This window comes from Marinomonas arctica (assembly GCF_003259225.1).
In the GTDB taxonomy this organism is placed as follows: domain Bacteria; phylum Pseudomonadota; class Gammaproteobacteria; order Pseudomonadales; family Marinomonadaceae; genus Marinomonas; species Marinomonas arctica.
This window is the reverse complement of sequence record NZ_QHJF01000024.1, coordinates 20,075-32,918: the sequence shown is the minus strand read 5'-3', so window position 1 is coordinate 32,918 and position 12,844 is coordinate 20,075. Positions and strand designations below refer to the sequence as shown.

Sequence of the window (12,844 nt, the reverse complement as noted above, 5' to 3'; positions counted from 1 at the left end):
TACATTGAGTGAAGGGGCTGACAATGTTATTATTTTCACCCGTCCTGAAGGTGCATTGATCTGTGCCATCAAATCTCATTTTTTCATATTTTAAGGCGGGTTAAACACTCATGGCGACACGATATATTTTCGTTACAGGCGGTGTAGTTTCATCTCTTGGTAAAGGTTTGGCAGCAGCATCTTTGGCCGCTATCCTTGAATCTCGTGGTCTAAAAGTCACCATGCTAAAGCTAGATCCCTATATCAACGTGGATCCTGGCACCATGAGCCCTTTCCAGCACGGCGAAGTCTATGTTACAGAAGACGGCGCTGAAACTGACCTAGACCTTGGCCATTATGAGCGTTTTATCTCCACTAAAATGGGCAAACGCAATAACTTTACCAGTGGTCGTGTTTACCAACATGTTTTAAAGAAAGAACGTCGTGGTGAATACTTGGGCGGAACAGTTCAAGTTATTCCTCATATCACCGACGAAATCAAACGTCGTGTTCTTTCTGGTGCCGAAGGCGCAGACGTGGCGTTGGTCGAAATTGGTGGCACGGTAGGGGATATTGAATCACAACCTTTCTTAGAAGCGGTTCGTCAGTTAAAAGTAGAATTGGGTCCACGTCGCGCATTGTTTATGCATTTGACTCTGGTTCCTTACATCCGCACTGCTGGCGAAACAAAAACCAAACCTACTCAGCACTCTGTAAAAGAGCTTCGTTCTATTGGTATTCAACCTGACATTCTTATCTGTCGTTCAGAAGTGTCTATTGAAGCGCCAGAGCGTAAGAAAATTGCTTTGTTTACTAGCGTTGAAGAACGTGCGGTTATCTCGCTTCCTGATGCAGACACCATTTACCGTATTCCACAGATGCTAAACGATCAAGGTCTGGACAGTCTGATTGTTGAATACTTTAATCTAGACTGTAATATGCCAGATCTTGAGATTTGGAATAAGGTCACTCAGGCGAAACTGAATCCAGAAAAACAAATCAATATTGCCATGGTCGGTAAGTACATGGAGTTGTTGGATGCCTATAAATCGTTGATTGAAGCAATGGATCACGCTGGTATTCATGCTCGTACAAAAGTGAAATTGCACTATATTGATTCTGAAAGCATTGAAGAAAAAGGCACAGAAGCCCTAAAAGGAATGGATGCGATTCTCGTTCCTGGTGGTTTCGGTGAGCGCGGTGTTGAAGGTAAGATATTGACGGCTCAGTATGCTCGTGAAAACAAAGTGCCTTACTTAGGTATTTGTTTGGGTATGCAAGTAGCCGTAATCGAATTTGCTCGTAATGTGGCAAATTTAGCCGGTGCGCACAGTACCGAGTTTAATTTAAAAGCAGAGAACCCAGTTGTTGGTCTGATTACAGAATGGACTAATGCAGAGGGTTCCAAAGAAATCCGGTCAGAGGAATCCGATCTAGGCGGCACTATGCGCCTTGGCGCGCAGAACTGTAATCTTACTGAAGGCACAAAAGCCTTTGACGCTTACGGTAAAGCAGTTATTAAAGAGCGTCATCGTCACCGTTATGAAGTGAACAACTTTTATGTTGAAGCGTTGGAAAAAGCAGGTCTGACGATTTCAGGTCGTTCAGAAGACAACTCCTTGGTAGAGATGATTGAAATTGCTGATCACCCTTGGTTTGTTGCTTGTCAGTTCCATCCAGAATTCACTTCGACGCCTAGATATGGACACGGCCTGTTCAGCGCCTTTGTACATGCGGCATTGAAATATGCAGGTAAAGAAAAATAAGTAGAGCAAACAGGCAGTTTGTGATTTTTCATTTATTTTAAGAGGTTTGTTATGAGTCAAATCGTTGATATTAAAGCCAGAGAAGTGTTAGATTCTCGTGGTAACCCTACCGTTGAAGCTGATGTTACTTTGGCAGACGGCTCCGTAGGTTCAGCGTGTGCACCGTCTGGTGCCTCTACCGGTTCTCGTGAAGCTTTAGAGTTGCGTGATGGCGACAAAAGTCGTTATCTAGGCAAAGGCGTTTTAAAAGCGGTTGCAGCGGTTAACGGTCCAATCCGTGACGCTTTGATCGGTAAAGATGCCCTTGCTCAAGCGGAACTTGATCACATTATGATTGATCTTGATGGCACAGAAAACAAATCTACTTTTGGTGCTAACGCCATCTTAGCGGTTTCTTTGGCGGCAGCGAAAGCGGCAGCGATTTCTAAGAAAGTGCCATTATACGCTCATATTGCAGACATTAATGGTACGCCAGGTGTTTACTCAATGCCTGTGCCTATGATGAACATCATTAATGGTGGCGAGCACGCAGACAACAACGTTGATATTCAAGAGTTCATGATTCAACCAGTTGGTGCGCCAAACTTCCGTGAAGCGTTGCGTTACGGTGCTGAAATTTTCCATGCTCTGAAAAAAGTACTGAGCGATCGTGGTTTAAGCACGGCGGTTGGTGATGAGGGTGGTTTTGCTCCGGATTTGTCATCTAATGCTGAAGCCTTGGCTGTGATCAAAGAAGCGGTCGCTGCGGCAGGCTACGAGCTAGGTAAAGACATCACGTTGGCGATGGACTGTGCTGCCTCTGAGTTTTACGACAAAGAAGCCAATATCTACAATCTTAAAGGTGAAGGTAAAAAATTCACCTCAGAAGAGTTTAACTTCTTCCTGCAAGACCTTACGAAGCAGTATCCAATTGTTTCTATCGAAGATGGTCTTGACGAGTCTGACTGGGATGGCTTTGCACATCAAACCAAACTAATGGGCGATAAAATCCAATTAGTGGGCGATGATCTGTTTGTTACTAACACTAAGATTTTGAAACGTGGTATCGATAACGGCATTGCGAACTCTATCTTAATCAAGTTCAACCAAATCGGTTCTTTAACTGAGACGTTAGCGGCCATTAAAATGGCAAAAGACGCTGGCTTTACGGTTGTTATTTCTCACCGTTCTGGTGAAACAGAAGACGCGACGATTGCCGATCTTGCTGTGGGTACGGCGGCTGGCCAAATTAAAACGGGTTCTCTATGCCGTTCAGACCGCGTTGCTAAGTACAACCAATTGCTACGTATTGAAGAGCAATTAGGTGGTAAAGCCCCTTACAAAGGTCGTTCTGAGATCAAAGGTCAGGCTTAATTTCGTCTGATTTCATAAAGGGAGAACTTGGTTCTCCCTTTTTTTATTTTTTTTTGCTTCAATTCCTTCGATAATAAGGAATGTATTTTTAAGATGTTGAGGGTGTTGTATGGCACGGTTGTTAATTGTCTTTTTTGTTTGTGCCGTGGGCTATCAATCCTATCATTTATATTTTGGTGAGCAGGGAATGAAGCGTCAGGAAGAGCTAGCAAAACAGATTGCCTATCAAGAGCGTATCAACCTACGCCTGAAACATCGAAATCAAGCATTAAGAGCACAAGTGAACGATCTTCGCCTTGGTGAAGAGGCGGTAGAAGAGCATGTGCGTAGTGAGCTGCAATATATAAAAGATGGCGAAGTATTTTATCGTATGGTGAATAAAAAATGACAAAGCCTCTGTGGGTTCTTATTCCTGCTGCTGGTGTTGGTCAACGTATGCAAGCGAACAGTCCTAAGCAATATTTATCGCTTGCAGGAAAGACAATTTTAGACCGTTCTATTGAGATTTTTATATCTCATCCACGTATTGCCGGCGTGCTCGTGGGGATTGGTGAAAACGATCCTTATTGGTCAGATTCTGTGTGGTATCAGCATGACTGTGTTCACAGCTTTATTGGTGGTAAAGAGCGCAGCGATACCGTACAAAAAGGTCTGCGTTATTTATTGAATACCTTGGATGGTATTCAGCAAGAGGTTTTGGTTCACGATGCAGCACGCCCTTTGTTGAGTCAAGCAGCATTGAATCGGATCATCAATCATCACTCTGAACAAGGCGCATTATTAGCCATGCCAGCTAAAGATACTGTTAAGCGACAGATGTCAGATAAGCCCTTGGTTGATGCAACCCTAGACCGTAATGCTATCTGGTTGGCGCAGACGCCGCAGAAGTTTCCTGCACACGCCTTGTTAGAGGCATTAGAGAAAGCGCAAGCGCAAGGAATCTCAGTCACAGACGAATGCTCAGCGATGGAGAGTGTTGGTTGGCATCCCGATCTTATTATCGGAGAGAGCAGTAACATAAAAATAACGCTGCCTGAAGATTTGCTGATTGCTGAAGCGCTTTTTTCTTTTCTTATGAATTCAAACAATAGGTGCCATTCATAGCACAGGAGTAACTATCATGATGCCGTTTCGTGTAGGCCATGGTTTTGATGTACATAGATTTGGCGAGGGCGACCACATTGTCATCGGTGGTGTTTCTATCCCTTACACTCAGGGGCTGGTTGCTCATTCCGATGGTGATGTCGCATTGCATGCGTTGACCGATGCGTTGTTAGGGGCGGCGGCTCTTGGGGATATTGGAAAACATTTTCCAGATACTGATGTTGCTTTTGCGGGCGCAGATAGCCGTGTTTTATTAAAACGTGCTTATCAAGAGATACAGGCTCTTGGTTTTTGTGTGGCCAATGTGGATGTCACTATTATTGCTGAGGCGCCTAAAATGCGTCCTTACATCGATGCGATGCGAGCCAATATTGCCGAAGACTTAGCGGTCGATGTCAGTGTCGTCAATGTGAAAGCAACGACCACGGAAAAGCTTGGTTTTACTGGCCGCAAAGAGGGGATTGCTGTTGAAGCCGTTGCGCTTATTTTTAAACAGGCTCATTTTAATCAAGCTCTTTTTAATCAGGCTCTTTTTAATCAAGGTAATGTATGAATACCGAATGGCGATATGCTTGGTCTAAGCCGACTGTGACTGGGGATTTGAAAACCCACGTACAAGACTTCTATGTCGAAGAGCAGTTGGGTTTTGAGCCTGATGGTAAAGGAGAGTTTTGTTTTGTCTTTATCGAGAAGGAAGGGGTGAATACCGATTTTCTTGCCAAACGTTTGGCTCAGATGGCAGGCATTGCTCCCGATAAAGTGACTTACAGTGGCGTGAAGGACCGTCATGCTTGTACACGCCAATGGTTTTGCTTGCATGTTTTGAACCGTGAACCAGATTTTTCGACCATTCAGGAAGCCTTTAGAGAGCCTGAAAATGTTCGCGTGATTGCACAGCTACGCCATTCAAAAAAATTGCGTACTGGTACACATTTAGCGAATCGTTTTGTGATTCGACTTCGTGAAATCAATGGCGACTTGGATGAGTTAGAAGGGCGTTTAAATCTGATCAAGCAGGCGGGTGTGCCTAATTATTATGGACCTCAACGTTTTGGCATAAACGGTAATAATTTGCACAACGGCAAAGACTTTGTCTTAAAGGGGCGGCAAAGTCGCCGTAAATTATCGAAAACAGAATCCTTCTGGTTATCGGCAATTCGTTCTTGGTGTTTCAATGAGGCATTAAGTGATCAGGTGGAAAACGGTATGTGGATGCGGTTATGTGATGGTGATATTGCACAGTTTCAGCATAAAGATGAGCAATTTCGCGTAAAAGAAGTAGGCGCACTCATGCATCTAAATGTGATGCGAGGTCACATCAGTCCTGTGTTGCCTATGATTAGTGAGGGTTGGGAGGCCGGTACAGGCTCTCAACGTGAGCAAGTCATGAAACACTCCTTGTCAGACAGTGCTGAGCTGGTAGACGCTTTGATTGCCTTTGATCTTTCCCGAGACAGCCGACTGGCGCGTCTTGTGCCCATGAACATGGCGTGGGAATTGCTTAGGGAGGGGGAAAGGAGCGCGCAATTGATTGTTGAGTTTTCTTTAACCAAGGGCTGTTTCGCCACGAGTATTTTGCGTGAGATGATAGATTTTACGGATAAGTCAGCTGAGAAATACCATGAGAATTTTGATCGCCAATGATGATGGCTTAGACGCGGTTGGCATACAAACGCTGGCACAATATTTACAGCAAGAGTATTCCATTCTAATCGTCGCCCCAGATCGTAACCGCAGTGGGGCGAGTAATTCTCTGACCTTAACGCGTCCAGTACAGCCCGTTAAAGTTGCAGACCATCAATACCGTGTTGATGGCACGCCTACGGACTGTGTTAATCTCGCTTTATCTGGTGTGATTGATGGTGACGTTGATTTGGTGGTGTCAGGGATTAATCATGGTGCCAATTTGGGCGATGATGTTATTTATTCGGGTACCGTTGCTGCGGCGATGGAGGCTCGACATTTGGGGCGTCCTGCGTTAGCGGTTTCTTTGGTGGGGAGTCAATATTTTGATACGGCGGCAAAGGTAGTTATGCAACTCTTGAAAGATGCTCATACGTTGACTTTGCCGGCGGGAATTCTATTGAATGTAAACGTTCCAGATATGCCCTATGAGGAGCTGAAGGGGATACAAGTAACACGCCTTGGTTATCGCCATAAGGCGCAAGCGCCAATCTCAGCTCAACACCCTAGGGGGATGCCAAGCTTTTGGATTGGCGCTTTGTCAGGTCCCCATGATGAGTCTGAGGGAACCGATTTTTGTGCGATTGAAAATGGCTATGTCTCAATCACACCAATCCATACAGACATGACTTGTTATGGGGCTCAACCCCTTCTAAAAGGATGGACTGACACTGTCACGCTATGAGCTTGCATGATCTCAATTGGCTAATCTCACACTCTGAACCCAAAGCAACTAAAATGGTCAAGTACCTTAGGGAGCAGGGTATTTCCCATGACGAATTATTGGCGTTAATGGGAAGTCTTCCGCGCCACGAGTTTGTCGAGCCGGCATTTTCCCATTTAGCGTATTCAGCGACCTCTCTTCCGATTGGGCGTAATCAAACCATCAGTCAGCCGTTGACCGTGGCGAGAATGACGCAATGGCTTTTGACCCATGCCCGTCTTGGTCGTGTGTTAGAAATTGGTACAGGATCAGGCTATCAAACTCGAATTTTAGCGCACTTTTTTAATAAAGTTCATACCGTCGAGCGTCAGCAGTGGCTTTACTTACAGGCAAAACAGCGCTTGTTGTCCATGGGGGTTAAAAATGTTGAGTATTTGTTTGCCGATGGTCAAACTGGGTGGCCTCACAAAGTCGAAATGGACGCTGTGATTATTACCGCGATGGCAAGCAAAATTCCGTTAGCCTTGACGGGTTGCCTAAAACAACAAGGTATTTTAATTATGCCGATTGATCACCCCAGTCCGCAAATAGGTTGTTGGCGTAAAGAGGGTGAGCGTTGGAAATGTCTGGGAACTGAACCAGCGTTTTTTGTCCCGTTATTAGAAGGATTGGAACATGCCTAAATGGCTAAAAGTGTATTTGAGTGGTTTATTGATGGGCGCTGCGGACGTTGTTCCTGGTGTTTCTGGTGGCACCATTGCTTTTATTTTGGGGGTTTATGATCGCCTAATTGGCGCATTAAGTGGCGTTAATAGACACAGTGCTAGTATGCTGCTTAAAGGTGATTTAAAAGCATTATGGCGTCATTTTGACGGTGCTTTCTTATTGACGTTGGGTTCCGGTATTGTCACCAGTATTTTTTTACTGGCGGGCCTTATAACGCATTTGTTGGCAGAATATCCCAGTTATTTATGGAGTTTCTTTTTTGGTCTTATTTTGGCTTCGGCGTATTTTTTGATTCATCAAATTATTGGCTTTTCTTGGCGTCATTTTGTTGGGCTTGTGTTAGGTGTCGTCATTGGCGCAAGTTTATCTTTGCTTGTTCCTACGCAGTTAAATACTTCGTTAGTGATGGTTTTTTTCTCCGGTATGATCGCTATTTGCGCAATGATTTTGCCTGGTATTTCAGGTAGCTTTTTGCTGCTTATGATGGGCATGTACGGTTTTATTTTGTCAGCGGTAAAAAACTTGGATTTCTCGGTGATTTTTATTTTTGCCGTTGGTGCATTGATCGGATTGTTGAGTTTTTCTAAAGTTCTACATTATTTGCTTAATCATGCCAGATCGATGACCTTGTCTTTTCTCACGGGTGTTATGCTTGGGGCGCTAGTAAAGGTTTGGCCTTGGAAGGTGACGGACACTTGGACTTTGGTCGGAGATAAAAAATTGCCTTTAGAAGAGCATCTTGTTTTACCTTGGAACTTACCAAATTTTTATTGGCCAAGTGATTTATTGCTTCCTTTAGTGTTTGTTTTGATTGGGTTCTTGAGTGTGATTCTTATTTCTTACATATTATTACCAAAATCAGACAAATAGTAATAATTCAATTTAAGCGAATATTGGGGTAAAGCATTATCCGTTGTCTCATCTTTAAAAGTCATGATTTTTTCTTGCCTACTTACTTGCTAAGTAAGCTTGTATTGTTATGTCTTTTGCTGACTGGGTGCTCCTATGAAGTGCTGCATTACCCAACACAAAACAACTCAACTTATACTGCTAATAGCGCAGGAGTCTCTTCTATACCGACATCTGGTGTGTATACGGTACAACGCGGCGACACCTTGTTTTCTATTGCTTTTCGGTATGGTTTGGACTATCGAGAGTTGGCAAAATTTAATCGTATTGCTGCACCTTATACCATTTACCCAAAACAAAAAATTCGTCTAGGCGGTCTCTCAAAGCCATCATCGGTTATCGTAAATAATGAGGAACCCAAAGCCGAAAGTATTGTCAAAAAAGTAGAGCCAATTGCTGAAACGGGGAAAACTTCGCCCCCTGTAGCCGTTTCTGCTGATGCCATTATAGTGTCTGAAAAGTTGCCTAAAAGCGTCGCTAAAGACAAAAAAGACGAGAAAATATCGGGTAATTGGGCATGGCCAGTGGATGGTAAAGTTACTAGGGGCTTTTCAAATGCTGGCGTTAGTAGTAAAGGTATAGACATCAGAGCGGAGCAGGGAGCATTAGTAAAAGCCGCTGCCGATGGGACCGTTGTTTATGCGGGCAGTGGTCTTATCGGTTATGGTAACCTTGTTATTGTGAAGCATAATGATGTATACCTTAGTGCCTATGCTTATAACGAAAGGATTTTAGTAAAGGAACAGCAAAGTGTTCGGGCTGGAGATTCCCTCGCTGTGATTGGTGGCAAAGGAAGTGACAGGCCATTATTGCATTTTGAAGTTCGACGCGATGGTAGGCCGATCGATCCGCTAGATGTTTTACCTAAAATAAATTAAGCGAGATGAGCGTTTAAGGAGGGGGCATGAAGTTAGCCAATATGGATAAAGAAGCAGCTAAGATTTCGGACACTGGTGATTTTGATCTTGATACGCTTGAGGATTTTGTCGAAGATGATGAGCTGATTGACGAAGAGTTTGAGTCGGCAGTGAGTGCTCGTTATGCGGAGGCCGATTCGAGTCGTCATCTTGATGTGACTCAACTCTATTTAAGTGAGATTGGTTTTTCGCCCTTACTGACAGCAGAAGAAGAGGTGTATTTTGCTCGCCTTGCTCTAAAAGGTGACGCTAAAGCGCGGAAGCGCATGATAGAAAGTAATTTGCGGCTGGTCGTAAAAATATCACGTCGCTATTTGAACCGAGGGCTTTCTCTTCTTGATTTAATTGAAGAGGGGAACTTGGGGTTAATTAGAGCTGTTGAAAAATTTGATCCTGAGCGAGGTTTTCGCTTTTCTACTTACGCCACATGGTGGATACGCCAAACCATTGAGCGTGCCATTATGAATCAAACTCGAACCATTCGCCTGCCAATTCATGTCGTGAAAGAGCTCAATATCTATTTACGAGCAGCTCGAGAGTTGACGCAAAAGTTAGATCATGAACCAAGCGCAGAAGAAATTGCCGAAATGCTAGATTGCCCCGTTGAAGATGTACAAAAGATGCTTGGTCTTAACGAAAAGATCAGCTCTATTGATGCGACCTTTGGTGGAGATGACAACGACAAAAGCCTGGTGGAAATTTTAGCGGATACTATCCATCAAGGCCCTGAAGCAGATCGACAAGATGGTGATGTTTTACACAGTATTGAGCTGTGGCTGGATGAGTTGAGTGAAAAACAGTGTGAAGTAATAACGCGTCGTTTTGGTCTGCGTGGTCACGAAGCCAGCACGTTAGAACACGTGGGAGCTGAAATTGGTTTAACACGTGAGAGAGTGCGCCAAATTCAAGTGGAGGCGCTGCGCAAACTGCGTCTGATCATGGACAAAGAAGGATTGTCACTTGACGATGTGATTCGTTTTGAAGACTAAACAACTTGACTACGATTCTTGAATGTCGATCAATGTCCTTTGTCAAAGTGGCATAGAAAAACCTCAATAATCAATTTATAAAAAAGACCCAAGTGGGTCTTTTTTATAAAGGTTTATCAGCATTATTGCTCTTAGGATTCAGGATCAGTAATGTCGATAACATGTTGATGAATTTGGCGTTTATATTTGTCCGACATGCCTTTTACTTCATAAGCTAAAATTTCTTTGCCATCGTCTTCTATTATTTCTGGTAGCCCAGTAAACACTCTGTTCTGTATGTGAGGCAGAGTGAAAATGTCATCGCTAATGATAAGCTTGTTGACGCTTGCTGATCGGCTGAGCTGGTGGATGCTTTCCAGTAAGGGCGCTATTTTTTCTGGTTCGAAGTGGTTTTCTTTCACCATATTGGTTATTTGTTGGTTGCCTTGGTGTAATCCTAGGTGGAAAGTCAGTTGCGGCGTGTCGGCGTATAGCTCGTTTTCTAAAAGCTTATTGATCAACCCCAAGAAAAGCTGCGCGGTGCTGACTGCATTGATGTAGAGATTATCTTCACAGTGATGGGCGCTGAAGAGAATCACAGCAGAGTCGCTTTTGTATTGATGCACTTGACCTAAGTACACTTCGCTGGCTTGAAACATAGCGCGATATACGGGCGTCAGTAAATTCGCTACTTGGAGTGGTGTCATGTCTTTATGCCAAGTTTCTAAATTTAATATATCAAAGTAGAGGATGCAGCTCCGTTGTCTGGATTCTTCGAAAATGGCGTCAAAATTGATCTCGAACTGCACTTTGGCCGCTTTTGTCAGATCTTCTTCTTGGGGAGCTTTTTCGACTACTTCTTTAGGCGGGGTGAGTGTTTGTATGGTTTTAACAGCATCGTAGAGTTGTCTTGCTTCTTTATAAATAGGTGAAGGTAGCGCTTTTGGCTTACGACCTTTGCTATGGGATAGCAATGCGGTCGTGGCGTCATTGATAGGAGAGAAAAGCCATTTCGTTATCAGTATGATCAGCAATAAGGCAATCGTGCAGGTAAAGATGGCCACCCCAATCAAGAGATTATTGAGGTGTTGTAAGGTCGCTTGTGCTGGCGTCTTATCCAAAGTGATGAGGACATGCCCGACTATTTCATCTCTAAACTTGATGCTTGAACTGTACACACGACGTTGCTCATTAGGGCGTAAGTCCTGTTCTGTTGAAATTCGACTAGTACTGCCACTATTGGCTTCTGCGAGTAATTCGTCTTTTTTATTATAAACTCGAGCGCTTAAAATATTGTCATCAACAACGAGACGATTGAGTAGTACGTTTAGGCTCAACAAGTCGTTATTTAAAATGGATTGTGTGGCATTAAAAGCGGCTTGGGTGGCTAAGCTACTGCCTAATACTTCCGTCTGTTGAGACAAATAATTGCCAAGTGCGTGCGTCATTGTGTACCAAAAGATACAGACGGTCAGAATCATAAGTGAAATAAAAGTAGCAACAGTGATGGTATAGGCACTGAGCTTTTTACGAATAAAAGCCGTAATAGCTTTTGTTTTTGGTTGGGTGTCCATTCACTTCCTTTAGGGGTAACTCGTAAAACAACGACTCAAGTATACACGAGACTTTTGTTCAACTATCGTAACGACCGTGACTTTGTGACGATTCAAGCGAAATAACTAATTCATGGGGTTGAGCATCGCTTTTATTGCACATTAAAGTGTCTCTATACATCATAACGGCCATTTTCTAAATTCTTTAAATTAGAACAGGTGCTTAGCGAAAAGAAAACGATTTGCTATAGTAGCGACCTTATCGAATGAGGAGCCTTTATGTCAGCCAGTATTACTCTTATCGGGTCTTTGACCCCTGAATATCTTAATCAATTTAATGTTTGGTTAGATAAACGAGGCTTGTATGGAGTGAGCCATGTGTTAACGCAAGAGAGTGATAATGTGTCTGTGGTGCAGATACGCCTTACTTCTGAGATAACCGATAGCACCGACGTTCGAGCGGCGCTTTTGATTTTATCTAATGAAACCGGTATTGATCATATCTACCAGGCGACTATGTTGGACATACAGGCTGGCGGTTTGGCCGTTTTTGATATGGACTCTACGTTGATTAAAGCGGAAGTCATGGATGAGTTGGCCGTTGAAGCTGGCATTGGCAAACAAATTTCTGCGATTACGGCAAGTGCAATGCGCGGCGAAATTGATTTTGTCGAAAGCTTCGTTCAGCGTTTGGCGCTGTTAAAAGGTTTGAGTAGCGATGTTATGGATGGCGTTTACAATCGCATCGAACATATGGATGGTATTTCTACGCTAATGACAGTGCTGCATCATTTTGGCTGGCACACAGCAATTTTGTCGGGTGGTTTTACCTATTTTGCAGATCGAGTTCAAGCCGAATATGGCATGGCAGAAGTGCACGCTAATGTATTAGAAATCCAGAGTCATGCGTTAACTGGCAAGCATTTAGGTTCTATTGTTGATGGCGAGCGTAAAAAGTTTTTGTTGACGAGCATTGCCGAAAAACAAAAGATCGACATGAAGCAGACGATTGCTTGTGGTGACGGTGCGAACGACTTGTTAATGTTGAATCATGCTGCGTTGGGCGTGGCTTTGCATGCGAAGCCTTTAGTGCGAGAGCAGGCGCCTTGCCCAATGAATAACCTTGGACTGGATGGTATTTTATATTTGTTGGGTATGACCTCCAAGGACATTCGGGCATTGCTGTCTTATAAGTAATGTAAAAGACCGCTATTGTCCCTAG

13 protein-coding genes are annotated in these 12,844 nt (G+C 43.7%); 12 read left to right on the top strand and 1 reads right to left on the bottom strand.

From position 1 onward, the window contains the following. Positions 1-110 precede the first annotated feature (110 nt). From DK187_RS14140 to rpoS, 11 genes are all read left to right on the top strand, one after another. Complete coding sequence (locus DK187_RS14140) at positions 111-1,745, top strand: CTP synthase (RefSeq protein WP_111607999.1); 1,635 nt, start codon at positions 111-113, stop codon at positions 1,743-1,745. Positions 1,746-1,796: 51 nt separating this feature from the next. Continuing rightward, positions 1,797-3,098, top strand: a complete 1,302-nt coding sequence (gene eno, locus DK187_RS14135) for a phosphopyruvate hydratase (protein ID WP_111607998.1) — start codon at positions 1,797-1,799, stop codon at positions 3,096-3,098. 109 nt (positions 3,099-3,207) lie between these two features. Further along, on the top strand, positions 3,208-3,486 hold the full coding sequence (locus tag DK187_RS14130) for a septum formation initiator family protein (protein ID WP_111607997.1): 279 nt from the start codon (positions 3,208-3,210) through the stop codon (positions 3,484-3,486). Further along, entirely contained in the window at positions 3,483-4,202 is a 720-nt protein-coding gene (ispD, locus tag DK187_RS14125) for a 2-C-methyl-D-erythritol 4-phosphate cytidylyltransferase (protein ID WP_111607996.1), read from the top strand. Before DK187_RS14130 ends, ispD begins: the two co-directional genes overlap by 4 nt. Before the next feature lie 16 nt (positions 4,203-4,218). Continuing rightward, the gene (gene ispF / locus DK187_RS14120; RefSeq protein WP_111607995.1) at positions 4,219-4,755 is read left to right on the top strand and encodes a 2-C-methyl-D-erythritol 2,4-cyclodiphosphate synthase; all 537 of its coding nucleotides are present in this window, start codon (positions 4,219-4,221) and stop codon (positions 4,753-4,755) included. Next, positions 4,752-5,846, top strand: coding sequence for a tRNA pseudouridine(13) synthase TruD (truD, locus tag DK187_RS14115; protein ID WP_111607994.1), 1,095 nt, complete (start codon positions 4,752-4,754; stop codon positions 5,844-5,846). Before ispF ends, truD begins: the two co-directional genes overlap by 4 nt. Further along, positions 5,824-6,570 (top strand): 5'/3'-nucleotidase SurE, encoded by a 747-nt coding sequence (surE, locus tag DK187_RS14110; protein ID WP_111607993.1) that lies wholly within the window; start codon positions 5,824-5,826, stop codon positions 6,568-6,570. Before truD ends, surE begins: the two co-directional genes overlap by 23 nt. After that, positions 6,567-7,232, top strand: a complete 666-nt coding sequence (locus DK187_RS14105) for a protein-L-isoaspartate(D-aspartate) O-methyltransferase (protein WP_111607992.1) — start codon at positions 6,567-6,569, stop codon at positions 7,230-7,232. The genes surE and DK187_RS14105 overlap by 4 nt, the downstream gene beginning before the upstream one ends. Further along, entirely contained in the window at positions 7,225-8,145 is a 921-nt protein-coding gene (locus DK187_RS14100; RefSeq protein ID WP_111607991.1) for a DUF368 domain-containing protein, read from the top strand. The genes DK187_RS14105 and DK187_RS14100 overlap by 8 nt, the downstream gene beginning before the upstream one ends. Positions 8,146-8,219: 74 nt before the next feature. Continuing rightward, positions 8,220-9,062, top strand: a complete 843-nt coding sequence (locus tag DK187_RS14095) for a peptidoglycan DD-metalloendopeptidase family protein (RefSeq protein ID WP_223232315.1) — start codon at positions 8,220-8,222, stop codon at positions 9,060-9,062. 26 nt (positions 9,063-9,088) lie between these two features. Continuing rightward, on the top strand, positions 9,089-10,090 hold the full coding sequence (gene rpoS / locus DK187_RS14090; protein ID WP_111607990.1) for an RNA polymerase sigma factor RpoS: 1,002 nt from the start codon (positions 9,089-9,091) through the stop codon (positions 10,088-10,090). Between the two features lie 131 nt (positions 10,091-10,221). On the opposite strand, the gene DK187_RS14085 is transcribed toward rpoS, so the two are convergent. Beyond that, on the bottom strand, positions 10,222-11,643 hold the full coding sequence (locus tag DK187_RS14085; protein WP_111607989.1) for an AhpA/YtjB family protein: 1,422 nt from the start codon (positions 11,641-11,643) through the stop codon (positions 10,222-10,224). Positions 11,644-11,901: 258 nt separating this feature from the next. On the opposite strand from DK187_RS14085, the gene serB reads away from it, so the two are divergent. Then, entirely contained in the window at positions 11,902-12,819 is a 918-nt protein-coding gene (gene serB / locus DK187_RS14080; protein ID WP_111607988.1) for a phosphoserine phosphatase SerB, read from the top strand. Positions 12,820-12,844: the final 25 nt, after the last annotated feature.